24 protein-coding genes and 1 tRNA gene are annotated in these 23,836 nt (G+C 63.7%); 7 read left to right on the top strand and 18 right to left on the bottom strand.

Annotated features, from left to right (window positions below; translation table 11 throughout):
* Positions 1–63: 63 nt before the first annotated feature.
* From IH615_RS08165 to IH615_RS08120, 10 genes are all read right to left on the bottom strand, one after another.
* Positions 64–1,302 carry an extracellular solute-binding protein gene (locus IH615_RS08165; protein ID WP_291361265.1) on the bottom strand — a complete coding sequence of 413 codons (1,239 nt, stop codon included), beginning with the start codon at positions 1,300–1,302 and terminating at the stop codon, positions 64–66.
* A 486-nt stretch (positions 1,303–1,788) separates the two neighbouring features.
* Positions 1,789–2,388 (bottom strand): HAD family phosphatase, encoded by a 600-nt coding sequence (locus IH615_RS08160; protein ID WP_291361264.1) that lies wholly within the window; start codon positions 2,386–2,388, stop codon positions 1,789–1,791.
* Between the two features lie 5 nt (positions 2,389–2,393).
* Positions 2,394–3,473, bottom strand: a complete 1,080-nt coding sequence (locus IH615_RS08155; protein WP_291361262.1) for an ABC transporter ATP-binding protein — start codon at positions 3,471–3,473, stop codon at positions 2,394–2,396.
* Positions 3,457–5,685: an iron ABC transporter permease gene (locus tag IH615_RS08150; RefSeq protein WP_291361260.1), complete on the bottom strand. Its 2,229-nt coding sequence runs from the start codon at positions 5,683–5,685 to the stop codon at positions 3,457–3,459. The genes IH615_RS08155 and IH615_RS08150 overlap by 17 nt, the downstream gene beginning before the upstream one ends.
* A 65-nt stretch (positions 5,686–5,750) precedes the next feature.
* Positions 5,751–6,773: an ABC transporter substrate-binding protein gene (locus IH615_RS08145; RefSeq protein WP_291361259.1), complete on the bottom strand. Its 1,023-nt coding sequence runs from the start codon at positions 6,771–6,773 to the stop codon at positions 5,751–5,753.
* A 159-nt stretch (positions 6,774–6,932) separates the two neighbouring features.
* Positions 6,933–9,065 carry an ATP-binding protein gene (locus tag IH615_RS08140; RefSeq protein ID WP_291361258.1) on the bottom strand — a complete coding sequence of 711 codons (2,133 nt, stop codon included), beginning with the start codon at positions 9,063–9,065 and terminating at the stop codon, positions 6,933–6,935.
* Positions 9,056–9,754 carry a response regulator transcription factor gene (locus IH615_RS08135; RefSeq protein ID WP_291361256.1) on the bottom strand — a complete coding sequence of 233 codons (699 nt, stop codon included), beginning with the start codon at positions 9,752–9,754 and terminating at the stop codon, positions 9,056–9,058. Before IH615_RS08135 ends, IH615_RS08140 begins: the two co-directional genes overlap by 10 nt.
* A gap of 414 nt (positions 9,755–10,168) precedes the next feature.
* Positions 10,169–10,252, bottom strand: a tRNA-Leu gene (locus IH615_RS08130).
* Between the two features lie 28 nt (positions 10,253–10,280).
* The gene (locus IH615_RS08125) at positions 10,281–10,589 is read right to left on the bottom strand and encodes an AzlD domain-containing protein (protein WP_291361255.1); all 309 of its coding nucleotides are present in this window, start codon (positions 10,587–10,589) and stop codon (positions 10,281–10,283) included.
* Complete coding sequence (locus IH615_RS08120; protein ID WP_291361254.1) at positions 10,579–11,298, bottom strand: AzlC family ABC transporter permease; 720 nt, start codon at positions 11,296–11,298, stop codon at positions 10,579–10,581. Before IH615_RS08120 ends, IH615_RS08125 begins: the two co-directional genes overlap by 11 nt.
* A 375-nt stretch (positions 11,299–11,673) precedes the next feature.
* Between IH615_RS08120 and IH615_RS08115 the strand changes: the two genes are divergently transcribed.
* Positions 11,674–13,032: an MATE family efflux transporter gene (locus IH615_RS08115; RefSeq protein WP_291361252.1), complete on the top strand. Its 1,359-nt coding sequence runs from the start codon at positions 11,674–11,676 to the stop codon at positions 13,030–13,032.
* A 164-nt stretch (positions 13,033–13,196) separates the two neighbouring features.
* Here the strand turns inward: IH615_RS08115 and IH615_RS08110 are convergent, their stop codons facing one another.
* Positions 13,197–13,613 (bottom strand): helix-turn-helix domain-containing protein, encoded by a 417-nt coding sequence (locus IH615_RS08110; protein WP_291361251.1) that lies wholly within the window; start codon positions 13,611–13,613, stop codon positions 13,197–13,199.
* A gap of 92 nt (positions 13,614–13,705) precedes the next feature.
* Between IH615_RS08110 and IH615_RS08105 the strand changes: the two genes are divergently transcribed.
* Complete coding sequence (locus IH615_RS08105) at positions 13,706–14,128, top strand: DoxX family protein (protein ID WP_291361249.1); 423 nt, start codon at positions 13,706–13,708, stop codon at positions 14,126–14,128.
* A 97-nt stretch (positions 14,129–14,225) separates the two neighbouring features.
* Complete coding sequence (locus IH615_RS08100) at positions 14,226–16,682, top strand: glycoside hydrolase family 3 C-terminal domain-containing protein (RefSeq protein ID WP_291361247.1); 2,457 nt, start codon at positions 14,226–14,228, stop codon at positions 16,680–16,682.
* A gap of 22 nt (positions 16,683–16,704) precedes the next feature.
* Here the strand turns inward: IH615_RS08100 and IH615_RS08095 are convergent, their stop codons facing one another.
* The 6 genes from IH615_RS08095 to IH615_RS08070 all read right to left on the bottom strand — a co-directional run bounded on the left by IH615_RS08095 (position 16,705) and on the right by IH615_RS08070 (position 19,809).
* Complete coding sequence (locus IH615_RS08095; RefSeq protein ID WP_291361246.1) at positions 16,705–16,923, bottom strand: hypothetical protein; 219 nt, start codon at positions 16,921–16,923, stop codon at positions 16,705–16,707.
* Between the two features lie 15 nt (positions 16,924–16,938).
* Positions 16,939–17,121: a YjfB family protein gene (locus IH615_RS08090; protein WP_291361244.1), complete on the bottom strand. Its 183-nt coding sequence runs from the start codon at positions 17,119–17,121 to the stop codon at positions 16,939–16,941.
* A 110-nt stretch (positions 17,122–17,231) separates the two neighbouring features.
* Entirely contained in the window at positions 17,232–17,915 is a 684-nt protein-coding gene (locus tag IH615_RS08085; protein ID WP_291361243.1) for a rhomboid family intramembrane serine protease, read from the bottom strand.
* Positions 17,916–18,094: 179 nt separating this feature from the next.
* Complete coding sequence (locus tag IH615_RS08080; RefSeq protein ID WP_291361241.1) at positions 18,095–18,691, bottom strand: cob(I)yrinic acid a,c-diamide adenosyltransferase; 597 nt, start codon at positions 18,689–18,691, stop codon at positions 18,095–18,097.
* A gap of 5 nt (positions 18,692–18,696) precedes the next feature.
* Positions 18,697–18,897 carry a twin transmembrane helix small protein gene (locus tag IH615_RS08075; RefSeq protein ID WP_291361239.1) on the bottom strand — a complete coding sequence of 67 codons (201 nt, stop codon included), beginning with the start codon at positions 18,895–18,897 and terminating at the stop codon, positions 18,697–18,699.
* Between the two features lie 21 nt (positions 18,898–18,918).
* Positions 18,919–19,809: a LysR family transcriptional regulator gene (locus IH615_RS08070; RefSeq protein ID WP_291361237.1), complete on the bottom strand. Its 891-nt coding sequence runs from the start codon at positions 19,807–19,809 to the stop codon at positions 18,919–18,921.
* An 86-nt stretch (positions 19,810–19,895) separates the two neighbouring features.
* On the opposite strand from IH615_RS08070, the gene IH615_RS08065 reads away from it, so the two are divergent.
* A complete protein-coding gene (locus tag IH615_RS08065; protein WP_291361236.1) occupies positions 19,896–20,843 on the top strand; it encodes an NAD-dependent epimerase/dehydratase family protein in 948 nt (315 codons plus the stop codon).
* A gap of 108 nt (positions 20,844–20,951) precedes the next feature.
* Here IH615_RS08065 and gluQRS read toward each other — a convergent pair whose 3' ends face one another.
* Positions 20,952–21,815: a tRNA glutamyl-Q(34) synthetase GluQRS gene (gluQRS, locus tag IH615_RS08060; protein WP_291361235.1), complete on the bottom strand. Its 864-nt coding sequence runs from the start codon at positions 21,813–21,815 to the stop codon at positions 20,952–20,954.
* Positions 21,816–21,828: 13 nt separating this feature from the next.
* Here gluQRS and IH615_RS08055 point away from each other — a divergent pair, with 13 nt between their 5' ends.
* The 3 genes from IH615_RS08055 (at position 21,829) to IH615_RS08045 (ending at position 23,791) form a co-directional block, all read left to right on the top strand.
* The gene (locus IH615_RS08055; RefSeq protein ID WP_291361233.1) at positions 21,829–22,488 is read left to right on the top strand and encodes a DNA-3-methyladenine glycosylase; all 660 of its coding nucleotides are present in this window, start codon (positions 21,829–21,831) and stop codon (positions 22,486–22,488) included.
* Positions 22,485–23,144, top strand: a complete 660-nt coding sequence (locus tag IH615_RS08050; protein ID WP_291361231.1) for an alpha/beta hydrolase — start codon at positions 22,485–22,487, stop codon at positions 23,142–23,144. The genes IH615_RS08055 and IH615_RS08050 overlap by 4 nt, the downstream gene beginning before the upstream one ends.
* Positions 23,145–23,233: 89 nt before the next feature.
* The gene (locus IH615_RS08045; protein ID WP_291361230.1) at positions 23,234–23,791 is read left to right on the top strand and encodes an HNH endonuclease; all 558 of its coding nucleotides are present in this window, start codon (positions 23,234–23,236) and stop codon (positions 23,789–23,791) included.
* Positions 23,792–23,836: the final 45 nt, after the last annotated feature.

Genomic DNA, 23,836 nt, shown 5'->3' with positions numbered 1-23,836 from the left:
CATCAGAGGGGGAGGTGCCGTCTTGTGGATGCGGCGCAATCACGCCACATCCGCTTCGCCATCTTACAGGAAGCCGCCTTCCTTGGCAGCGGTATCGTAGGCGGCCTTGACGTCGGCCAGGGCCTGGGCAGCATCTTCGGTCCCGGCCATGAACTCGGCCAGCTCGGAAGAGAGGGCCGTGTGCAGCAGGCCCATATAGGGCTGCATCGGATAGGCACGGGCGCCGCCATTGGCCGTGGCGATCACGCCAACGGCCGCCGGACCGGGCTCGTAGCCAGCAACCAGCCAGGTGGCGACGGAGGGATTGGCAGCGACCATTTCGGGGCTGATGCCATGCACCATGGCCTGGAACGAGACCGCAGCGTCTTCGTCGGAGACATTCTTGGCAATGGTGAAGCCGTCCCACCACAGCGCAACCGCTGGGATGGTGCCGCCACCGATGGTCGGCGCAGCGGCCAGAACCGTGTTGGCGACGACGCCCTCAGCAGCGCCTTCATCATCGATGGTAGCGCCGGCGAGCGAGCCCCATTCGACCATCATGGCGGTGTTGCCGGCTTCATACTCGGCCTTGATGCCATTGGCGTCAAAAGTCAGGTAGTCCGGGTCCATATAGGCGGTCAAAGCGCGCATGGTCTCGAGGACCTTGAGGCCGTTTTCGTTGTCGATGGCCAGCTCGGCCGAGCCCGGTGTGAAGAACTCGCCGCCAGTGCCCAAATAGGCATTGACGAATTCGGCAGCGAGATCCCAGCCTGGCTTTACTGAAGCGGCCACCGGATATTCCATGGCGCCCGATGCCTTGATGGCTTCGGCGGCGGCCAGGATGTCTTCATAGGATTTGGGCTCGGCGACGCCGGCAGCGTCCAGGACGTCCTTGCGGTAGAACAGGTGCTGGGCGTTGCCCATGAAGGCGATCGCCATGACCTTGCCGTCGATCTTGATCAACTGGTTGGGCTGGAGCGAAGCACCATACTTGGCGACCAGGTCGTCAAGCGGACGGATCAGGTCGTCATTGAGCAGCGGCACGATGGAATTGTTGGCGACCACGGCCACGGTATATTCGGCCGGGTTGATCGAGAGCGCCGGAACCTGGAGGTTCTTGTGCTCGGCATTGGCATTGGCGGTGACGGTCACCGCATCGCTGGCGCATTCCTCGGCGGTGGCATTGACGAGGCGCAGGGCCTCGAAGTCGTTGGAGAGGATGCGGACGGAGCCGGCCCCCTCGATGCCGCAATCGGCAAACGCAGCGCCGGCAGTGAGGCACAGGACCCCAAGCGATACTGATGTCTTCAAGATAAGCTTCATGTTGTTCTCCTGACGGTGAACGGCGCTCCCTTGGGCCAGTGCGCCGACCATCCCCTGTTGTCGTTTACGCTCCCGCGACCGGGGCCGGGACACTTGCTCAACTCGTCCAGACCCGGCCTTTGTCTTCCGCACGTCATAATTGGTACGCAGCAATGCATACGCATGCAACACATTTTTGCATTCGTATGCAAAAATGATAGTGCGGGCTTGCCGATGCCACGACGCGACTAGACTGGCGTGACCGAAGAGCCAAAAGGCGGTGGTCGTTTTGCCTGGGATTGTCGAGCAGAGTCCTGCTTGACGGGGGGTTAGCCGCCCTGCCTGCGTCCGCTGACACTCGTGGAAACTAAACCGCCGTTCCGCCCCTACCCTGCCCGTCCGCAACGCGCCCGGTCCTTCAACACATTGTGGCGGCCCCCTAAAAGCAGACGCTCAGGCGAGCACGCGACGTTACAAGGATCAGCCGCGCGTTCGTGCAGGATCGCCTCAGCGCGTTCGATATGGCCGCACGTCGACGGCTTTCATCCTCGCGGCGAGTGCTGCGGTTAGGCCTTCAGCGGAATCTTCAAAAACGAGGCACTCCTCCGGTGGCAGGCGCAACAGATCGGCGGCCATTAGGAAGACGCGCGGTGCCGGCTTGGGCACGATCGCTTCCGTTATCGTCACGATAGCCGAGAAGGCCTCCAGCATGCCGATTGCCTTGAGCGTCGCCAGGACGACCGGCCGTTCGGCATTCGAGGCCACCGCCATGGGTATCTCGCCCTGGAACTGCTCTATGATCCGGGCTGTCGCCGCTATCGGCCTTACGCTCGACGCCATCGCACCGAAGGCGGCAATGCTCTGCCAGGCGGCGCGGCGGCAGTCCAGGTCAATGCCGAATTCTGAGCGGAAGCATTGTAGCAACTCGACGCGGGCCATACCGCCTCGGGCATGATACCAGTCTGCATCCATGGCGAACCCTTGCTGCGCCAGCGCTTCTTGAAACGACCGGAGGTGAAGCTCGCCGGTATCTGCCAGCGTGCCATCGCAATCAAAGATCAGCCCAGAGAAGCTGAACCCGGTGATGTCGATGTCGTCGACAACCATCGGCCTCATTTCACAACGCGCAGCTTGGCAGCGTCGAACCGGATGACGACGTCGCTGGACTTGGGATGCCTTACCGACGACGTGTGCTCGATATGGAACAACTGGCCCAGGGGACTGGAGAGCCCGTAATAGACACGGTCGCCAAGATAGGCCACCGAGCTGACAGTAGCAGGGATAGCACCGGCTCCGTCGCCTTCGGACAGCGTGGTTGCCTCCGGTCGGATGACCAGTGTCGCCTCGCCTCGAAGCTCGGTCTGCGGGACAGCAACGTGCACGCCGTTCACTTCGGCATGGCACTGCCCGTTCGCCGCGCGTTCGATTGAGCAAGGCACCAGGTTGGCCTCGCCGATGAAACTGGCGATGAACCGGGACCTGGGGTGTTCGTAGAGATCCTGTGGCGTCCCATCCTGGGCGACCTCGCCCTTCTCCATGACGATGATGCGATCGGAAACGGCCATGGCCTCTTCCTGGTCATGAGTGACGTAAATGGTGGTCACCTGCAGCCGCTGCTGCAGCGCCCTGATCTCTTCCCGCACCTGGCGGCGCAGCTTGGCATCAAGGTTGGAGAGCGGTTCGTCGAGCAGCAGGACCTCGGGTTGCAGCACAACTGCGCGCGCCACGGCGACGCGCTGCTGCTGGCCGCCGGAGAGTTCGCTGGGCAGGCGGGAGCCGTAGCCTTCCAGCCCCACCAGTCCCAGCGTTTGTTCGGCACGCACATAGGCATCAGCTTTCGGCACCTTCGTCATGCGCAGGCCATAGGAGACATTGTCGAGCACCGACATATGCGGGAACAGCGCGTAGGACTGGAAGACCATGGCGACGTTGCGATAGGTGGCCGGCAAATTGGACACGTCCGTGTCACCAATCTCGATCCTGCCGGCAGTCGGCAATTCGAGGCCGGCAATCATGCGCAGTGTCGTGGTCTTGCCGCAGCCACTGGGGCCCAACAGGGTCACCAATTGACCGGGGTCAATACTCAGGGTCGTGCCGTTGACCGCGCGTATCTTTCCATAGTTCTTGACGACGTCGGTAAACTGGACGCGTCCGAAATTGGCGAGAGACGTGGCTTTAGCGAGCTGGGACATGTTCAGCCTCCGAAATGGCTTGATTGGGGGTGGGCGCGATGGCGCCTTGGGCTTGCCCGAGGCGATTTTCGCGACGGAGCGTGCGCTTGCCGAACAACAACTGGACACCGGTCACGACCACCAGCATCACCAGGATCAGCACCGATGAATAGGCGATGGCCACGCCATATTCGCCGCTCTCGACCAGGCCGATAATGTAGGCCGTCGCCATGTTCTGATCGGCCGTGACGAGGAAGATCACGGCGCTGACCGAGGTGATGGCCCGGATGAAGCTATAGGCAATCGCGGCAACGATGGCCGGACGTAGCAGCGGCAGAATGACGACCCGCAGGGTCTGGAAGCTGTTCGCGCCTAGGGTCAGCGATGCTTCATCAAGGCTCGGATCGAGCTGCTTCATCGCGGCCACGCCACCGCGGACGCCGACGGGCATGTTGCGGAACACGAAGCACAGAACCAGGATGATGCCAGTGCCCGTTAGTTCGACAGGCGGGGCATTGAAGGCCAGGATATAGCTGACCCCCACGACCGTGCCGGGCACGGCAAAGCTCAGCATGGTGGCGAATTCGAAGGTCGCCTTGCCGAAGAAGTTCTGGCGGATCAGCAGCCAGGCCGTGAGCAGGCCTATTGCGGCGGTGATCGGCGCGGCGATGGCCGAAAGCGAGATGGTGGTCCAGAAGGAGTCCCAGGCGCGCCCGTTCCACCACAGGCCGCGCTCGGTCCATTCCACACCGAAGGCGCTCACATAGTGCTGCAGGGTCAGCGAGTGATCCAGGCCCCAGAGCTTGACCACGCTGCCATAGAAAATCATGACGTAGATGATCACGGTGAAGGCCAGCCACGGCACGGTGACGGCATGCACCAGGAATGAATGGGCCCTCGACAGTGGAGCGTGTGCACCGCTGTCGCCCTTGCCGGTAATGGTGGTGTAATTGGCCTTACCTAGCCATTGGCGCTGCACGTGGAAGGCGCCAAGGGTCATGCAAAGCAAGATCAGCGCCAGAACCCCCGCCCGGCCGGCATCGGCCTGAGCGCCGACGACTGCAAAGTAGATGTCGGTCGACAGGACGCCATGGGAACCGCCGAGCACCAAGGGGTTGCCGAAGTCGGCGAGGCTTTCGATGAAGCCAAGCAGGAAAGCGTTGGCGATACCGGGCTTGAATAGGGGCAGTGAAATGCTGCGCATGGTCGCGCCCAGGTCGGCCCTGAGCGTCTGTGCCGCCTCTTCGAGGGACGGACTGACGCCCTCAACCACGCCCACCAGCACGAGGAAGGCGATAGGCGTGAAGGCCAGCGTCTGGCCGAGCCAGACACCCCAAATGCCGTAGAACCAGCGGCCGGCATCCATGCCGGTCAGGTCGGCGAAGAATTGGGTGACGCTGCCGGCGCGGCCGAACAGCAGGATCAGCGCCAGCCCCACTACGAAGGGCGGCGTGATGACGGGCAACACGGCCAGCGCCCGCAGCAGGCGCTTGGCAGGGAAGCGGGTGCGCGTTGCCAATAGCGCAAAGGCCAGGCCCAAGAAGGTGGTGCTGGTGGCCGTCATGATGCCGAGGGTCAAGGAATTGACGGCAGAGCCGCAGGCGCGGCCACCAAACCAGCAGGATACACTCCAAAGGTCCGAACCGGTCAGTGTGTGCCACGCCGATTCAAGGCCGGAGCGGCCTCCGGCAGGACTGAAGGCGCTGCCCAGCACGTGGGCCAGCGGATAGAAGACGAAAATCCCGATGAGCGCGACGATGAAAGCAATCGCGCCTACCACGAAGGCATCGCGATTGCCACGGCCGAGCTTGGACCAGATCGTCGTGGCGCAGAAGAACATGCTCGCCAGGGCGGCCATCGCGCCATAGCCGAGCGGCTCCCTGATGACGCCGAGCGCGGGGAGGTCCAGGCCCGTCCAGCGCGACAGGAAGCCCGGTGCTGCTGTGACCAGCAGGCCGGCCAGCGTTACGCCGAGGGCTATCCGCTGTTGACCGGCGGTTGGCTTGCCGAGCCGGGCGAAGCCGAGAAGGAACATCAGGATGGCACCCGGCAGAAGCAGGTAGAAGCGGCCGGCGAGCGGAGTCTGCAGCAGCCCCGACGCACCCTCGGGCGAAAGCAGGCCGCCGGCGTCGATCCAGTCGCGCTCAAAGATGCCGTATTCGACGCCAAACCAGGGCAACAGGACATAGCCTATCAGCCCGAGCGCAGCGCTCAGGGTCAGGGGTTTTGCCACGATACACTCTCCGAAGAAGGAAAATGGGGCCGGCTAGTGCCGACCCCGAGCAGGTCGGGATGGACCTATTCGATGACGCGAACCTGCTCGGCGAAGCGCCCGAGCAAATAGGTCCGGTATTCCGCCGTGCCATAGGTGGCGAAGTCATAGTCGATCAGCTTGATCGTCGTGATGTCTGGCGCTTCTGGCGGCACCACCGAATTCACGTTGGATGGCACCTGGTTCATGCCGGCCGCAGCGCCCGCGCCTTGCCCTTCGGGGCTCAGGGCGAAATCGACAAACAGCTTGGCATTGTCGATGTTGCGAGCGCCCTTGATGATGCTCACGCCACCGATCTCATAACCCGTCCCCTCGCAGGGCGCGACGATCTCGATCGGGAAACCGGCCTGCTTCTGGGTAACCATGTCGTGCATGAACGAGATGCCGATCATCGTCTCGCCACGGGCAGCCGCCTTGATCGGAGCCGAGCCGGACTTGGTATAGCTGTTCACATTCTTGTCGAGCGCCACCAGATAAGTGAAGGCCTCCTTGTCGTCGAACAGTTGAACAAGCGTGGCCAGCGCGGTGTAGGCTGTGCCGGACGAGTTGGGATCGGCAATTTGGATTTCGCCGCGGTAGTCTTCCTTGATCAGGTCGGCCCAGCACTGCGGTGCCGGCACGCCCTTCTGGGCGAGCAACTCGCTGTTGTAACCGATACCGAGGGCGCCGGCGTAGATGCCGGTGGCCTGGCCGTTCGCAACCGAGGCAAAGTTCTGCGCCCAGCCCAGCAGGTCCGGCAAAGCGGGGGAGGTATATGGCTCAAGCAGGCCCTCCTCTGCGGCTTGAAGCTGCGGATCACCGGTGCCGCCCCACCAGACGTCGACCTTGGGATTGTCCTTCTCGGCGCGGACCTGGGCGAGGATCTCGCCAGTGGACTTGCGGACCATGGATACGTCGATGCCAGTCTTGGCCTCGAAAGCCGCTTCCAGTGCAGCGCAGTGGGGTTCTTCGGCGCCGCAGAGCACGCTCAGGCGACCATCGGCAAATGCCGGACCGGCGGCGGACAGCAGCGAAATCGCCGCAACGCTCACCAACAGTGAATTGCGCATATTCTTCCTCCTCTGGTGTGACCGCAAGTCTTGATTGCCCGCAGCACCACACCTAAAGCATCATCCCACGCCACTGTTTTCGATAAAATCAGATTTGAGTTTCAAAAGGCCCCGATATTCTACTACTGTGTTTCGGAATTACTTCAAATATTCCAAATATTACATTGTAGTGACCTGTACGGGGAACGATAGGGTGACGGCAGTGCCCTTCTCCAATGCAGACTTGATGTCCACTGCGCCGCCCGATTGCCGCACGAAGCCATAGACGACCGCCAAGCCAAGACCGGTTCCTCCCGAACCCGTCCGCGTGGTGAAGTAGGGGTCAAAGGCGCGATCCAGGACCTCGGGCGCCATCCCCGAGCCGGGGTCGGACACGCAGATATCGACGCCGCCATCCTCGCCTTTGGCGACGCGGATGGTGATGACGTGACCCGCCTCGGTCGCGGCGACCGCGTTCAGGCAGAGGTTGAGGATGGACTGCTCCAGGAGTGCCGGATCAAGATAGACCCTGGGCAGGTTCATCGCCGCGGCGAGGGCCAGCTTCCGATCCGGCCCAACGGCAAGCTCGAGGATGTCCTGCATGCCCCGCAGCAGGCCGGGTACGTCTGTCCATTCGGGCGCCAGCGGCTGATGGCTGGCGAAGGCCAGCATGCTGCCGGTGAGCGCCTTGCCGCGGTCCGCAACCTTCTTGATGCGACGCAGGTGGCGCGACTGCCTTTCATTGAGCGCACCGGCCGTTTCGAGCAAACCGGCGCTGCCACTGACGATGCCGATCATGTTGCCGATCTCGTGCGCGACCTGCTGTGTAATCGTTGTCATGCCCTCAAGCCGCTGCAACCGGCGCAACTCGCTTTCCTGTCGATCCAACTCCGTCCGGTCCTGCGCGGTCACGACAATGCGGCCATCGGTCTGCCTGGCTATGGTCATCTCGACCAGCGTATTTGGCCTTGGCCGGCACCGGACGACCCTCGAGGTGCCCGGAGAAATGTCGGCTGACAGCCAAGACAGGTCGACCTCCGGCAGCTCTGCCAGCAGTTCGGGCAGTTTCATCGCCCGCGCGCCGGGGCCACGGCCAAGAATTTCGACCATGCGCGAATTGACGGTAATGGGCCCGCCCTGCGCATCGAAAATGGCAATGCCATCCGTCATGCTGCGAAAGGTGGAGCGGATGATCCGGGCCGCCTTGGATGCCGTTTCCCGCAGCCGGCTCTCGCGATCGACGCTGGTCTTGAACGCCGAAAAGCTGGTGACCAGGCGAACCAGCTCGGTTTCCTTGCCCTCGATACGCGGCAGCGGCGCCTCGCGCTCGCCCTGTGCGAGGCGTTCCATAGAGGCCGAAATCCCGGCAATGGCCCGCGAAATCCGGACAACGACGTAATAGATGATCGCCGCGCTGATCAGGCCCACGAGAACCAGGCTGACCAGAATGGTCGTTTCCAGCCGTCCCAGGCGCGCATTGGTATCGGAGAGCCCCTCCCCGAGATTGACGTCGACAATCTCGGCATATTGCCGCGTGGCGGCCGCCAGCCGGCCGGATGCCTCTCGCATGGCGGTCAGCACCGTTCGTATTTCCAGCACGGTCTGGAGATAGGTGCCGCGCTCGGCGAATATCCTGGACTGAAGCGTGGTGATCACATCGGGCTGGCTTGCCGCCAATATCAGCTTCAACGCGGCGAATTCCCGCTGCAATTCGCCCAGCTGGATCAGACTTTCCGAGGATGCTGCCGTCAGTGCCAGAATCTGGAGCTGCCCATTGGGCCGGGAGCCATCGCTCTCCTCGTTGTTGAAGCTAGTGAGCCTGTTCACAACCTCGACCAGTCCGTTCCGGCTGGCCTGCGAGTTGGCGCCGACTTCGGCCAATGCCACGGTCCTCTCGCGTATGGCCTTGAGCTGGACGATCACCTCGTCGATGGGAAGGGGCGTCAGGTTGGTGCCGGACACGAGCTGCGGCTGCGTCGAAAGGAACGCCACCAGTTCATCGATCTGGCGTGTCACGCTGACGCTTTCGGTGGCTAGCCGATAGGGCGACGTGGCGCTCAGAAGGAACGGAGCGGATGCCAAGAGATCTGTTGTCTGGCGAGAAATGCTGGCGATGGCGCCCAGGCTGGCGAATGTGTTCGAGCCGTAGGCCGAGAGGTCATCCTTGGCCTGCCGCAGCACATAGGTGGCAACCCCGCCTATCACCGCGACCAATAGAAACAGCGCCACCATCGCGGCAGGCAATCGAAAGGCAATCGAGGAGAACCAGCCCGGCCGCCCGCGCCGGGCGGCGTCCGAGGCCTCTAGAGACACAGCAGGTAACCCTTGCCGCGACGTGTCTTGATATGGCGCGGCATTTCGGGGGCCAGTTCGATCTTGCGTCGCAGCCGAAGGATCAGCACGTCGACATTGCGATCGAGATAGCGCTCGTCGTCCGCGCCCAGGCGGCGCAGGATCTCGGCCCGTTCAATCGGCTTTTCCGGCTGTTCGGCCAATATTTCGAGCAAGGTGAATTCCGACGAAGTCAGCGTGAGTGTCGGATCATCGTCGCAATGGGCGGAGCGTGCCTTAAGGTCAATGCTCCAGCGGCCCAGTCGAAGCTCGGAACTGGGGTGGTCTGGGCTGGTGGCGGCCTTGGGAGGGGGGGTGCTTGGTGACCGGTCCAGTCGCCGCAGCACGGCGCGTATCCGAGCGCAGAGTTCAGCCGGCTCAAACGGCTTGACCACATAATCGTCGGCTACCAGTTCTAGGCCGAGCACTCGATCGATAGGGCTGCCTGCAGCCGTGACCAAGATGATGCCTGTCTTGCTGCGCTCCCGGAGCAATTGCGAAAAGGCGCGGCCCGACATGCCGGGCAAATTGTGATCAACGAGCGCGATGTCGGCCTCAACATCGAGCTTCAGGGCGGCTTCGGCCGAGTTCGCGGTGACGGCTGCATATCCTTCCGCCTCCACGAGGTCCACTAGGAGATCGCGCATGTCGTCGTCGTCCTCGACGATCATGACGGTCACCGATCGAGTCAAATTTATCATTGCCGTCTCCCCGCCACAACTTATGCAAGGGTAGCGGCAATGCCAACTCTGCAACCACCTCAGCGAAGTCCGAAGGCCGGCGGTCCGCTTTGTCACGACTGGCGGGCTGAAACAGTTTGCTGCCTTTCGGCTCTTGGGTAGCTGGACCAGAGGCGGTCGATCCCCGCCGGCGCCCGCAGGCCACTGGCACAAGTCCCGCGCGACGTCCTCTAGTGCGCCTTGGCCAGCAGAAGCTGCCGATCTGGTATCGGCGCCCTTCTTGCCGTTCGCCTTGCAGGCGACGTCTCTAGTCCAGTCGCCAGGTTATGAGGCGGACAAGAGGGTGGATAAACATTGCAGTTTACAGGCTAACCTGCTGTTTATCATGAACTTTCTAAGGAAAGTTGGTGCCCCCCGCCGGACTCGAACCGGCACGTCTTGCGACGGAGGATTTTGAGTCCTCTGCGTCTACCATTCCGCCAGAGGGGCACGGGAAAGGTCTCTAGCCCAGCTCGGGTTAGCCGACAAGCCACAACCGCGCCAGATAAACCGCCAGCACCCCTGCTGCCATCGCGGCCAGCAGGTTGCGCGTCAGGAAATAGACCATTGCCGTGATGGCGGCTGCGATGATCTCGGCCGGGCTGCCGGTGACCAGGGCCGGGGCCACCAGCGAGGCGAGGACAGCGCCGGGAATGTGCCTGAGCCAGGCAGCGGCAAAGCCATCGCGCGGCAGCCGGTTGGCGAGCAGCAGGCCGCCGGCCTTGACCATGAAGGTCACCAGCGCCATGCCCAGGATGGCGAGGAGGGCTTCGGTGCTAGTCAGCATGGCGCAGCCTTTCGGCCATGGCGCCGGCCAGGCTGCCGACAATGCCGCCGATCAGGATGTACCAGCTGCCGGGGATCAGCTTGGACGAGATGATGGCCGCCAGTGCTGCCACCAGCCAGGGGATGAGATCGCCCTTGCCCTTCCACATGCCCAGCAGCAAGGCGAGGAAGGTGGCGGTGAAGGCGAAATCGAGGCCATATTTGCTCGGATCGTCGATGGCCGAGCCCAGCGTGTGGCCGATGACAGTCGTCGCCATCCAGCAGGCATAGGCCAGAACGCCGCCGCCCAGCAGAAACGCCACCGTGCCGCGGCCCCTGGCCATTTCGCCCACCGTCATCGCCCAGGTTTCGTCCGAGACGATGCCCATCATGATAGCGCCGCTCCATTGCTGATCCTCGCGGAAGAGCGGTCGCAAGGTCGCGGTCAGCAGCAGGTAGCGCAGGTTGACGATGAGTGCGGCCAGGATCAGTGGGCCCACTGGAAGGGCCGCTGGCGTCGCGGTCCATAGATCGAGCGCCACGAATTGCGCCGAGCCGGCAAAGACCAGGCCGCTCATCAGGATGACTTCAAGCAGGCTCAGGCCCGCGCCGCGCGCCAGCACACCCCAGACCACGCCATAGGCCGCAACCGAGATGATGACGGGAATGCAGGCGCGGGCGCCGGCATAGAACTGGTCGGAGAAGCGATAGGACGTGGCGATGGTGGACATGACTGGTTTGTAGCGGGCGCCGCCGCACCGCGCATCGGGAATCGTCGGTCGGACGATGACAAGTGGTGATGGCAGGTATTTGTGGTGGTGATGCTGAACGCGCAGCCGACCCCCCTCCCCCTTGTGGAAGGGAGTCGACTGAAGCACCAGTGCAACAGGCCGGGAATCCCCGTCGCGACCTGCATTGACGCTTCTCCACCCCGGGCGTACACACACCGCCGTGTCATTTCCACGCCTCCAGCGCCCGTCCAGCCTGCGCCCCGATTTCGGGGTGTGAATCGGTCCCCGCAGCGGCCTGAACATTGCTCAGACCATCCGCTGCCTTAGGGGCCGGCGACGTGACGCGATTTGTCGAGGTTCTCCCGGAGTGTTCAAATGAGCCCCCAATCCCGCCCGCTCTGGCAGCGGTTTGCGCTGTTTCTCGTGCCGCTGATGGCTGCCAATATCCTGCAGGCCCTGTCGGGCACCATCAATTCGATCTATGTCGGCCAGCTGATCGGCGTGGAAGCGCTCGCCGCCATCGCCACCTTCTTCCCCATCATGTTCTTCCTGCTCAGCTTCACCATCGGCATTTCGGCGGGGTCCACCGTGCTGATCGGCCAGGCCTGGGGCGCCGGCAATGTCGACAAGGTCAAGCAGGTCACCGGTACGACGCTGGCGGCAGCCATCGCGCTGGGCATCTTCGTAGCCGTGGTCGGGGGGATCTGGACCGAGCAGATCCTCTCGGTGCTGGGCGCGCCCGACAATATCCTGCACATCGCGGTCGGCTATGCCCGCATCATGTTCATCTGCATGCCGTCCTTCTTCATCTTCTTCGTGGCGACGTCGGTGCTGCGCGGCGTCGGCGATACGGTGACGCCGCTGCTCTCGCTGATCATGTCCATGCTGGTGGGCCTTGTGGTCACGCCGGCGCTGATCCTGGGCTGGTTCGGCCTGCCGCAGATCGGCGTCAATGCCGCTGCGGTCGCGACCATTGCCGGCTTTGTCACGGTCCTCGCTTTCCTCTTTGTCTATATGCGCGCCCGCAACATGCCGCTGGCACCGGACAGGATCTTGCTTGGCGCCATGCTCAAGCCGGATTTCAAGCTGCTGGGCCTGATCCTCAGGCTCGGCGTGCCGGCGGGGCTGCAAATGGTCATCTCGTCCATATCAGGCATCGTCGTGGTCGGGCTGGTCAACCGCTTCGGCTCGGACGCCACCGCCGCCTATGGCGCGTTGGGCCAGGTGATGAGCTATGTGCAGTTCCCGGCCATGTCGATCGGCATCGCCGCCTCGATCTTTGCCGCCCAGGCCATCGGCGCCAGGCAGCTCCACCAGATCGGCTCCATCACCCGCACGGCACTGGTGCTGAACCTGATCATCACCGGCGGGTTGATCGTGCTGGCCTATCTGTTCAGCCAGCATCTGGTCGCCCTGTTCATCACCGATCCGGAGGTGATCGAGCTGACCGAGACGCTGCTGCATGTGGTGCTGTGGAGCATCCTCTGCTTCGGCGGGAGCGTCGTCTTCTCGGGCGTCATGCGCGCCAGCGGCACGGTCTATGCACCCATGCTGCTGTCATTGGCCTGCATCCTCTGCATCGAACTGCCCGGCGCCATCCTGCTCAGCCAGACCAGCCTGGGGCTGACGGGCATCTGGATCGCCTATGCGGCCAGCTTCACCATGATGCTGGTGCTGCAGGCGAGCTGGTACCAGTTGGTCTGGAAGAAGAAGCAGATCGTGGCGCTGATCTAGAATTGACGAGGCGGGCCCGGGATACCGGACCCGCCTTTTCGTATCGGCCGGGAGGTCTTGCATGGGATCAGCCGGCTGCCTCGATCGGAGCCTCGCCACCATGGGCCGGCCTCGTGACAATCCGCGTCAGGAGGCGAAGCGCCGACCGGGTCCAGGGGCCTGGTTCAGCCGCGCGCGTAGGCAACCTTGCGGGGTTCGGCACTGACCACCGCGCTCTCGCGGGCATCGTAGACCGCACGGGCGTCGATGATGGCAGCGTGGTGCTCGGACGACCAGTCCCAAAGCTTGCTGATGGGGCCCTCGAGCGTCTTGCCCAGTTCGGTGAGACCATATTCAACCCGCGGCGGCACTTCGGGATAGATGGTGCGGGTAACCAGGCCGTCGCGTTCCAGATTGCGGAGGGTCAGGGTCAGCATGCGCTGGGATACCCCGTTGATCATGCGCTTGAGCTCGTTGAAACGCAGCGTGCCGTTGCGGCCCAGCATGCCGACCACCATGACGCTCCACTTGTCGCCGATGCGGTTGAGAACGTCCGACATGGCGGTGCAGTTGGCGGATTTGGACGTATCATGCAGTGACATGGATGTGCCTTCTTGTGCGTAACTCAGGCACAAATATAGATGTAGTTCTCTTCTGTGCCTAGGGCGCAGTTGTCGCATCATGGGGGAATTGCATGACTGACATGACCAGTGGCGTCACGGGCCGCAGCGGGTGGAATATCGGATTGTGGGCCGCGCAGGTGCTGCTGGCCGGCTTCTATGGCTTTGCCGGGTTCAACAAGCTGACCCAGAGCATGGAAAGCCTCGGGGCCATGGGCATGAGCTATGCGCTCGATTTTCCCGAGCTGCTGACGCGCTTCATCGGCACGATGGAAATCCTGGGCGCCATCGGCATCATCCTGCCGGCACTGACCCGCATCATGCCGCGGCTGACGCCGCTGGCCGCCCTGGGCTTTTCGCTCATCCAGGTGCTGGCCATGGGCGTCCACATCTCCCGCGGCGAGTTCATGGTGCTGCCGATGAACCTGGTGCTGCTGGCTTTGTCGTTGTTCGTGCTCTGGGGCCGCGAGCGCAAGGCGCCAATCGCCGCCCGCTGAGCTTTCGACTGGTCCATCTGCCCAAGTGAATTGACAGCCCCCTCGCCGGGGCTGTCTTTGTTTGCATCACAAGAAGACCGCCCGCGAGGAGACTGCCGTGACCGATCGTATCGAAGAACTTGCCGATCAGCTGACGCTTGAGGAAAAGGTCTCGATCCTGTCGGGCGAGGATTTCTGGTCGGTCCCATCAATCCCGCGGCTCGGCATCGGCAAGCTGCGCGTCACCGATGGACCCAATGGCGCGCGCGGCGGCGGCTCGCTCATCGGCGGCGTCAAATCGGCCAGTTTTCCGGTCGGCATTGCCCTGGGCGCCACCTGGAATGTCGACCTGGTCGAAGAGATCGGCGCAGCCCTGGCTGACGAGGTCAAGTCCAAGGGCGCCCACATGCTGCTGGCGCCGACGGTCAACATCCACCGCTCGGTGACCAATGGCCGCAATTTCGAATGCTATTCCGAAGATCCCATTCTCTCGGCCGAACTGGCAGTGGCCTATATTACCGGCCTCCAGGGCCAGGGCATCGGCGCCACCATCAAGCATTTCGTCGGCAATGAAAGCGAGATCGAGCGCACCACCATTTCGAGCGAGATCGACGAGCGGAGCCTGCGCGAAATCTATCTCATTCCCTTCGAATGGGCGGTCAAGAAAGCCGACACCTGGGGCGTCATGAGCTCCTACAACCGGCTCAACGGCACCTATACCTCCGAACACAACTGGCTGCTGACCGAGGTGTTGCGCAATGAGTGGGGCTATGACGGCATCGTCATGTCCGACTGGTTCGGCAGCCATTCCACGGCAGAAACGGTCAATGCCGGGCTCGACCTCGAAATGCCCGGGCCGCCGCGCGATCGCGGGCAGAAGCTGATCGAGGCGGTCCAGACAGGCGCGGTCACCCAGGCCACCCTGCGCGAGCGCGTGGTCAACATGCTGCGTTTGATGCAGCGCGTCGGCTCGCTCGATGATCACAGCGAATGGCAGGAACGAGCCGACGATCGCCCCGAACATCGCGCCCTGATCCGCCGGGCGGGCGCCGAGGCGGCCGTGCTGCTCAAGAACAATGGCACCCTGCCGCTCAGGGGCGATGGCAGCATCGCCGTCATCGGTCCCAATACGAAAATCGCCCAGATCATGGGTGGCGGCAGCGCCCAGCTCAATGCGCATTATCGCATCTCGCCCTGGCAGGGGCTGGTATCAGCCCTTGGCGAGGATCGGCTGCGCTATGCCCCCGGCTGTACCAACCACCGCTTCGAGCCGGTGCTGCGCGGCAGCTTCAAGGTCGAATACTTCGCCAATGAGAAGCTCAGCGGCGAGCCGGCCCACATCGCCACCCAGGACGAGGCCCAGGCCTTCTGGATCGGCCACATCGCCGAAGGCAAGGTCGATCCGCTGCACTTTTCGGCGCGCCTCACCGGCAGCTTCACACCCGAGACATCAGGCGCCCACCGCGTCGGTATCTATTCGGCCGGTTTCGCCAAGGTCTATGTCGATGGCAAGCTGATCGCCGATGCCTGGACGAATTGGCAGAAGGGCCGCACTTTCTTCGAGGAAGGCTGCGATGAGGTGGTCGGCACGATCGAACTCGAGGCCGGGCGCACCCATGAGGTGGTGATCGAATTCGCCACCAAGGATTTTGCCACGCTGGGCCTGGCCGCCTTCGCCGCTGGCATCGGCAGGCCGCTCGGCGACGAGGCGATATCGGAGGCGGTGCGCATCGCCCGCAATGCCGATACCGCCATCGTCTTCATCGGACGCAATGGCGAATGGGACACCGAGGGCAGTGACCTGCCCTCCATCGACCTGCCGGGCCGGCAGAACGAACTGGTCGCGGCCATCGCGAATGCCAATCCCAACACCATTGTCGTCATGCAGACCGGTGGCCCGGTGGAAATGCCGTGGATCGGTTCGGTCGCCGCACTGATCCAGGCCTGGTATCCGGGCCAGGAGGCGGGCAATGCCATTGCCGACGTGCTCATTGGAGCCGCCGAGCCCTCCGGCCGTCTGCCGCAGACCTTTCCGGTGCGCTGGGCCGACAATCCGGCCCATAGCCAGGATCGCGAGGTCTATCCGGGCGTCGAGGGCAAGGTGCGCTACGAGGAGGGCATCTTCGTCGGCTACCGCCACTATGACCGGCTGGGCATGACCCCGCTCTTCCCCTTCGGTTTCGGCCTGGGCTATGCGCGTTTCGCGGTGAGCGACCTCACCGTCGACGACACCGAATTCGAGGCCGATGGCAGCGTGATGGTGGGCGTCAACGTCACCAACACCTCCGACCGCGACGGCGCCGCGGTGGTTCAGCTCTATGTGTCAGATGACCTCTCATCCGATCCGCGCCCGGAAAAGGAGCTCAAGGCCTTCCGCAAGGTCCAGATCAGAGCGGGGGAAAGCCGGCAGGTGACCATGACGCTCGACGCGCGCGCCTTTGCCTTTTTCCGCGTGGCGGCCCGGCACTGGCTGGTGGAGGATGGCAGCTTCACCCTGAGGGTCGGGCTGTCCTCCGCCGACCTGCCGCTGACGGCTCAGGTCCGCCGCACGACGACGCTGATGCTGCCTGTCTGAATGGAGCGAATCGCCGCGCTGGCTAGATCAGCCGGTCCACCACGGCGCCGGAATCGATCACCGGCGCCTCGGCCTCCCCTGTCGGGCTGAGCATGGCCTGCCGGTTCTGTTCGCCGGCGGCCGCTGTCATCAGGTCGGCACGCAGCTTGGCCACCTTGGCCAGGTGCGGCGTCGCGACGTCGCCTTCCCGGTGCACGATGCGGTTGATCATCACGGCAGGGCTGATTCCAAGGGCGCTCATGGCGGTCTCCCTGTGCTAGGCCAGCTTGTCGACCCGCGCGCCCTGTCCGGGCGGTGGCGCCGACTGCGACACCTGGATCAATGTATTGATCAGGTCGGTCTGCATTTCATGGGCCTTCTTGAACACCGCGATCTGCACGCTGTTCTGCAGCTTGGCCGAGCTCATCTGCAGCATCTGGGTCGAGAGATCGGTATTCACGCGGGACCTCCCTGTGCTGGCAGTCCATGACCGACTCTAGGGATCGGGTGTGAACAAAACCTTGGGCAATCGTGGCAATTTGGTGAAACTTGCGCCGATCTGCCTGGGGCTCATCGGCCGCCCAGCAGCATCACCCCATGTCGCCTGAAACCGGCTGCCAGCACCACGCCCGCGGCAAACCCGCCCAGGTGCGCCCACCAGGCCACCGGCTCGTCCGAGCCGACCACCACATAGAACAGCTGCGTCGCCACCCAGAAGCCGAGCATCCAGAAGGCCGGCACCGGCAGTGGCACCAGGATCACCAGCCGCGCCAGCACGAAGACGCGGGCATGGGGATAGAGCAGGATATAGGCCCCCATGACCCCGGCCACCGCGCCCGAAGCGCCGATCAGCGGACCATTGTCATTGAGGTTGAACGCCAGATGCACCAAGGCGGCGCAGACTGCGCAGGCGAGGTAGAACAGCAGGAACTTGGTGTGCCCCAGCGCGTCCTCGATATTGTCGCCGAACACCCAGAGAAACAGCATGTTGGATAGCAGGTGCAGCCAGTCGGCATGGAGGAACGCATAGGTCACCAGTGTCGCCCAGTCGGGCAGCCACGGCACCGGCTGGGGATAGATGTCGCGCACCACGATCGGGATCATGCCGAAATCGATGGTCGCCTGGTCGAACGCCGCCTGCGGCAGCACCGCCTGCAGCAGGAAGCAGAGCGTGGTGACCCCGATCAGCCCGTAATTGACATAGGGGAAGCGGATATGGCGGATCGAATTGGCATCATGCAGCGGCAGGAACATGGTTTGAACTCAGGCCCAGGCGTTCTCCTCGAAGACTGCCACGCCTCCCACCCCATCGTCATCACCCGGCTTGTCCGGATGATCCATCCTTCGACATGCTCGGCAAGATGGATTGCCCGGACAAGCCGGGCAATGACGAAAGCCAAATGCTCGGCGGCTGCCGCTCGCCTGTCGCTCGCTTACCCGCCCTTCTTCACGTCACCATAGTTGCCCGGCACCCACAGCACGTCCTTGACGCCATTGCTGTTGGCCACGCGGCCCAGCACGAACAGCAGGTCCGATAGCCGGTTGAGATAGCGCAGGGCTTCCGGGCTGGTATCGGCTTCCACAGCCGCCAGCTCGACCGTGATGCGCTCGGCGCGCCGGGTCACCGTCCGCGCCAGATGCAGCGCCGCCGCCAGCGGCGAGCCGCCGGGCAGGATGAAGCTCTTCAGCGGCGCGATATCGGCATTGTAATGGTCGATCTGCCTTTCGAGGAATTCGGTCTGCACCGGCCGGATGCGCAGCGTCGGATAATCGGCGGCCGGATCATCGGCGCCTGGAGTGGCCAGGTCCGAGCCGACGTCGAACAGGTCATTCTGGATGCGCGCCAGCAGCATGTCGATCTTGGGCATGGAACCCGTATGCAGCCGCGCCATGCCGACACAGGCATTGGCTTCCTCGACCGTGCCATAGGCATCGATCCTGACATCGCTTTTGGGCCGGCGCGGACCACGCACCAGGCCTGTCGTGCCGTCGTCGCCGGTCTTGGTATAGATGCGATTGAGCTTGACCATGACGATTAGCCGCGCCCGCCGCCAAACAGGAACAACGCACCCAGCAGCAGCGCAATCGCAACCGCCTGGCCGATGACGCGCAGCCGCATCAGCCGCTGGCTGGTATTGCCCGGCCCGCCCTTGAGCATGTTCCACAGGCCCATGCCCAGCACGATGATGACAAAGAGCAGTGCAAGGATGATGGCGATATTGAGAGCGGTCTGCATGAGGTCCTGCCGAAAGAGTCGCTAGGCGTTGATATAGGTCACAAGACCCTCAGCCAGCGCGTCATAGATGGCACGAATCCGGTGCGACGTGAACAATTCCCTGTGTGTGGTGAGCCAGACTTCGAGCGGTGGAATGGACAGATCGAGGGGCAGCGCCACCATGCCGGGGGTGGAGCGCACCAGGCTCGCCTGGGCAAAGCCGATGCCCAGGCCCGCCTTGAGCAGCTCCCACATATGGGTCTGGTCGTCCGAGCGCAGCACGAACTGCTCGCGCGTCAGCGGCAGGCCGATACGCCGGGCATGGGCGATGATGAGGTCGGAGCGGTCGAGCCCGATCAGGTCGTGATCATAGAGCTCGGTCGCGGTCGCCGGCGTGCCGCGGCGGGCGAGATAATCCTGGTGCGCGGTGGGAATGATCGGCAGGTCGCCCAGGTGCCGCGTCACCAGTTCGAGCTGGGTCGGGCGGAACATGCGGATGGCGATATCCGCCTCGCGCAGCAGCAGGTTCTCGGCCGAATCGGAGGGCACGGTCTCGATGGCGATCCGCGGATAACGCGCCCTTATCGGCAGCAGCAAACCGGGCAGCACGTAATTGGAAATCACCACGCTCGCCGTAATCCGCACCGTGCCGCCCAGGTCGTCCTGCGCCCCCTCGGCCATGATGGCGGCCTCGGCGAGCGACGCCTGCGCCTGCGCCACCGGCTCATAGAGGCGAAGCGCCGTCACATTGGGCTTGAGGCCACTGAGGCTGCGCTCGAACAGCACGATGCCGAGATCGGCCTCCAGCGTCTCGATATGCCGCCCCACGGTCGGCTGGCTTATGCCCAGCTCACGCGCCGCCGCCGACAGCGAGCCATTGGCCACCACCGCAGAAAAACTGCGCCACAAAGCCCAGTCCGGCTCCCTATTCATTCTTGAATATTCAATCCACGATTTCAGCCAATTCCGCGACGTTAGTGAATGAACGATCTTGTGTCCATCGCAATGGAGATTTCGAGATGAGCAAGGGTAACGTCACGGTTCTGGGCATTAACGGCCATATCGGCCATCACGCGGCGAAGGCATTCCGGCAGGCGGGGTTCGCCGTCAGCGGCTTCGGCCGCTCCAATCGCCATCCCCTCGAAGGCGTCGCCTTCATCAAGGGCGATGCGGGCAGCCTCGATGACCTCAAGTCGGCCATTGCCGGCGCCGACATCGTCGTCAATGCGCTCAACCTGCCCTATGACAAATGGGACAAGGGCCGCGCCGAAGCCCAGCTTGCCACGGTGATCACGGCGATGGGCGATAGCGGCAAGACGCTGATGTTCCCGGGCAACATCTACAACTATGCCGCCACCGACCGCCGCATCAGCCCCTCCACCCCACAGCGCCCGCAAACCCCGCGCGGCGCCATCAGGGTCCGGCAGGAAGACATGCTCGCCGCCGCCAGCAAGGCCGGCAAGTTCCAGACCATCATCGTCAGGGCTGGCGATTTCTACGCCCCCGGCAATACCGGCGACTGGTATGACCAGGCCATCATGATGGAGGCCAGGAAGGGCAAGGTCTATCGCATGGCGGACAGCGAACTGGGCCATGCCTGGGCCTACCTGCCCGACCTCGGTCGCGCCTTCGCCGTCCTGGGCGAGAAGCGCGGCGAATTCGGCGCCTTCGAGAACTTCCACTTTGCCGGCCACTACGTGACGCATGGCGCGCTGATGGAAGCCATCGTCAAGGCATCGCCGGTTCCCCTCAAGGTCGCGCCGCTGCCCTGGATTTTCCTCCAGGCCATGGGGCTCGCCAATGGCGTCATCCGCGAGGTGCTCAAGATGCGCTACCTGTGGAACAACCCGATGGAACTGGTCGATAGCAGGCTCGACGCCATCCTCGGCCCCGATTTCGGTACGCCGTTCGAGCGTGCGGTGGCCGAGACGGTCAGGCCGTTCTTCGTGCAGAAGGTTGCGGCCTAAGTCGAGTAGGCCTCATCCTGAGCCCGTCGAAGGACGAGGTCGTGGCACATTGGCCTCCACTCACTCGACCTCGTGGTTCGACAAGCTCACCATGAGGTCCTGAGACCTTCAGCCGCCCAGCCCCACCGCCCGCCTGACATGATCAGGCGTCCAGCCCTGGGCCCGCAGATCCGCCAGGCTCTGCGAGCCCCTCGACTTCGCCAGCTTCTTGCCCGCGTCATCGAGGATCAGCCGGTGGAAGTGATAGATCGGCGAGGGCAGGCCCAGCAGCATCTGCAGCAGGACGTGAATATCGGTTGCCGCCTCCATGTCGCGGCCGCGCGTCACATGCGTGATGCCTTGCGCCGCGTCATCGACCACCACGCTGAGGTGATAGCTCGTCGGCGTGCCCTTGCGCTGCAGCACCACATCGCCCCAGCGCTCGGGCCTGGCATAGCGGATCTGCGGACGGTCGGTCACCAGTGGCCCCACCACCGTGAAGCTCAGCATGCCGGTACGCGCCATGGCCTGTTCGGTGTCGAGTCGGAACTGCACCGGGTCGCCGCGCTCGAGCCGCTCGATCTGTTCGCCCCGATCCAGATGCCGGCAGGTGCCCGGATAGAGCGGCGCCCCATCGGGGTCGGTGTCATCAGCCGCTGCGGCGATGTCACTGCGCGAACAGAAGCAGGGATAGAGCAGTCCCTGCTCGCGCAACCGATTGCCGGCCTGCGCGTAAACCTCCATACGCTCGGACTGCTGCAGGACCGGCTCGGGCCAGTCGAGGCCCAGCCAATGCAGGTCCTCTGATATCGCCGCGGTGAATTCGGGTTTACTGCGCTCGGCATCGATGTCTTCGATCCGCAGCAGGACGGTGCCGCCGAGCAGGGCAGCGGCGTTCCAGGTCACCAGCGCCGAATAGGCATGGCCAAGGTGCAACCGCCCATTGGGGCTGGGGGCAAAGCGAAGGACGGGACTGGATGGTTTTTGCGACACGCAGGGTTTCTACATGAGCCAATTGCCGCCGTCACCGCGCCTCAACAGCGCCGAGGCCGTCGCCGCCCATCTTGACCTGCTGGTGACCATCGACCCGCGCCTGTCTGCGGTCCGCGACTTCGCGGGGCCCGTGCAGCCGCGCATCACTCAGCCGGGCTTTCCCGGCATCGCCAAAGTCATTACCGGGCAGCAGGTTTCAGTCGCCAGTGCCGCCGCCATCTGGAGCCGCTTCGAGCAACTGCCCGGCGCCCTCGACCCGGTGACCTATCTCTCCCTCAGCGAAGCCGAAGTGCGCGGGGTCGGCTTTTCCGGCAGCAAGTTCCGCACGGTGCGCGCCATCGCCGAAGCCATGGTGGCCGGGCAACTCGACTTCGACCACCTCGAAACACTGCCGGCCGAGGACGCCGTGCGCTATCTCGTCGCCCACAAGGGCATCGGGCCATGGACGGCGGAGGTCTATCTGATGTTCTGCGCCCAGCACCCGGACGTGTTTCCGGCGGGGGACCTGGCATTGCTCAAGGCAGTGCATCACGGGCTCGGGCTTGACGCTCGTCCCACCATCAGGGACATGATCGGCATCGCCGCCGACTGGCACCCGCATCGTTCGGCCGCGGCTTTGCTGTTCTGGCGCTATTTCGCCGTCATGCGCGACCGGGAAGGAATTCTTCTGTGACCAAGCTCTCCGGCCCCATGCTGCCGCCCGCCTCCGGCGGCGTTCCCAGACAGGCCGTGGTGCTGCTGCATGGATATGGCAGCGATGGCAATGACCTGATCGGCCTGGCCCCCCACTGGCAGGCCAGCCTGCCCGATGCCGTCTTCATCTCGCCCAATGCGCCCGAGCCATGCCGGCAGTTTGCCTTCGGCTTCCAGTGGTTCGATGTCAGCTTCGATGGCGACCGGCTGGCCCGGCGGCAGGAGGGTGTCGTGCAAGCACGGCCCGTACTGCTCGAATTTCTGGAGGACCTCTGGAGCCAGTCCGGCATCGCGCCCGAGCAAACCATCCTCGCCGGCTTCAGCCAGGGCGCGATGATGGCGCTGCATACCGGCCTGTCGCTCGAACGCCCGCTGATGGGCATCATCGCCTTTTCCGGCGCCTTCCTGCCGCCCGACGGCTTCGGCAGCGCGCACCTGGCCAAGAGCCCGGTTTGCCTCGTGCATGGCGACATGGACGAGGTGGTCGATCCCGAGCACAGCGCCGATGCCGATACGGCGCTGCGGCTGGCCGGCTATGATGTCAGCTATCATGTGAGCCCCGGCACCGGCCACGGCATCGCCCCGGACGGGCTGGCCTTTGCCACCACCTTCATCGAGCGGGTCGCCAACAAATAACGCTTCGGCCCCCGCTTCACAGCCCTGACACAAACGGCTTAGTATAAGGGGGCTATGGACTTACTCGATTCCCGTTCCGGGAGACTCAAGTGACGATCCACGTGTCGCCTGAGGCCTGTCCCGCGCTGGTGCTGAACGCCGATTTTCGGCCGCTCAGCTATTATCCGCTCTCGCTCTGGTCGTGGCAGGACGCCATCAAGGCGGTGTGCCTGGATCGCGTCAACATCGTGTCGCTCTACGACACGGTCATCCACTCGCCCAGCTTCGAAATGCGCCTGCCCAGCGTCGTGTCGCTGCGCGACTACGTGAAGCCGGCACGCCACCCCGCCTTTACCCGCTTCAACGTGTTCCTGCGCGATCGCTTCCAGTGCCAGTATTGCGGCTCCAAGGACGACCTGACCTTCGATCACGTCATCCCTCGCTCCAAGGGCGGCCAGACCACCTGGGAAAATGTCGTGGCCGCCTGCGCGCCCTGCAACCTGCGCAAGGCCAATCGCATGCCCAGCGAAATCCGCATGTTCCCGCATCAGAAGCCCTATCACCCCACGGTGCACGACCTGCATAATAACGGCCGCGCCTTCCCGCCCAACCACCTGCATCAGAGCTGGCTGGACTATCTCTACTGGGATATCGAGCTGGAGCCGTAACCCTTGCCGATCGCCCGACCAATAACTATTATTGGTCGGGCGATC

It is taken from the genome of Devosia sp. (assembly GCF_014860165.1).
Lineage (GTDB): Bacteria > Pseudomonadota > Alphaproteobacteria > Rhizobiales > Devosiaceae > Devosia.
This window is presented reverse-complemented; position numbering and strand designations above follow the sequence as displayed.

What these genes read in the sequence shown, in the direction of transcription:
- IH615_RS08165 (WP_291361265.1), bottom strand. Translation starts at nt 1,302, where the DNA reads ATGAAGCTTATCTTGAAGACATCAGTATCGCTTGGGGTCCTGTGCCTC.
- IH615_RS08160 (WP_291361264.1), bottom strand. Translation starts at nt 2,388, where the DNA reads ATGGTTGTCGACGACATCGACATCACCGGGTTCAGCTTCTCTGGGCTG.
- IH615_RS08155 (WP_291361262.1), bottom strand. Translation starts at nt 3,473, where the DNA reads ATGTCCCAGCTCGCTAAAGCCACGTCTCTCGCCAATTTCGGACGCGTC.
- IH615_RS08145 (WP_291361259.1), bottom strand. Translation starts at nt 6,773, where the DNA reads ATGCGCAATTCACTGTTGGTGAGCGTTGCGGCGATTTCGCTGCTGTCC.
- IH615_RS08135 (WP_291361256.1), bottom strand. Translation starts at nt 9,754, where the DNA reads ATGATCGTCGAGGACGACGACGACATGCGCGATCTCCTAGTGGACCTC.
- IH615_RS08125 (WP_291361255.1), bottom strand. Translation starts at nt 10,589, where the DNA reads ATGCTGACTAGCACCGAAGCCCTCCTCGCCATCCTGGGCATGGCGCTG.
- IH615_RS08120 (WP_291361254.1), bottom strand. Translation starts at nt 11,298, where the DNA reads ATGTCCACCATCGCCACGTCCTATCGCTTCTCCGACCAGTTCTATGCC.
- IH615_RS08115 (WP_291361252.1), top strand. Translation starts at nt 11,674, where the DNA reads ATGAGCCCCCAATCCCGCCCGCTCTGGCAGCGGTTTGCGCTGTTTCTC.
- IH615_RS08110 (WP_291361251.1), bottom strand. Translation starts at nt 13,613, where the DNA reads ATGTCACTGCATGATACGTCCAAATCCGCCAACTGCACCGCCATGTCG.
- IH615_RS08105 (WP_291361249.1), top strand. Translation starts at nt 13,706, where the DNA reads ATGACTGACATGACCAGTGGCGTCACGGGCCGCAGCGGGTGGAATATC.
- IH615_RS08095 (WP_291361246.1), bottom strand. Translation starts at nt 16,923, where the DNA reads ATGAGCGCCCTTGGAATCAGCCCTGCCGTGATGATCAACCGCATCGTG.
- IH615_RS08085 (WP_291361243.1), bottom strand. Translation starts at nt 17,915, where the DNA reads ATGTTCCTGCCGCTGCATGATGCCAATTCGATCCGCCATATCCGCTTC.
- IH615_RS08080 (WP_291361241.1), bottom strand. Translation starts at nt 18,691, where the DNA reads ATGGTCAAGCTCAATCGCATCTATACCAAGACCGGCGACGACGGCACG.
- IH615_RS08075 (WP_291361239.1), bottom strand. Translation starts at nt 18,897, where the DNA reads ATGCAGACCGCTCTCAATATCGCCATCATCCTTGCACTGCTCTTTGTC.
- IH615_RS08070 (WP_291361237.1), bottom strand. Translation starts at nt 19,809, where the DNA reads ATGAATAGGGAGCCGGACTGGGCTTTGTGGCGCAGTTTTTCTGCGGTG.
- IH615_RS08065 (WP_291361236.1), top strand. Translation starts at nt 19,896, where the DNA reads ATGAGCAAGGGTAACGTCACGGTTCTGGGCATTAACGGCCATATCGGC.
- IH615_RS08055 (WP_291361233.1), top strand. Translation starts at nt 21,829, where the DNA reads ATGAGCCAATTGCCGCCGTCACCGCGCCTCAACAGCGCCGAGGCCGTC.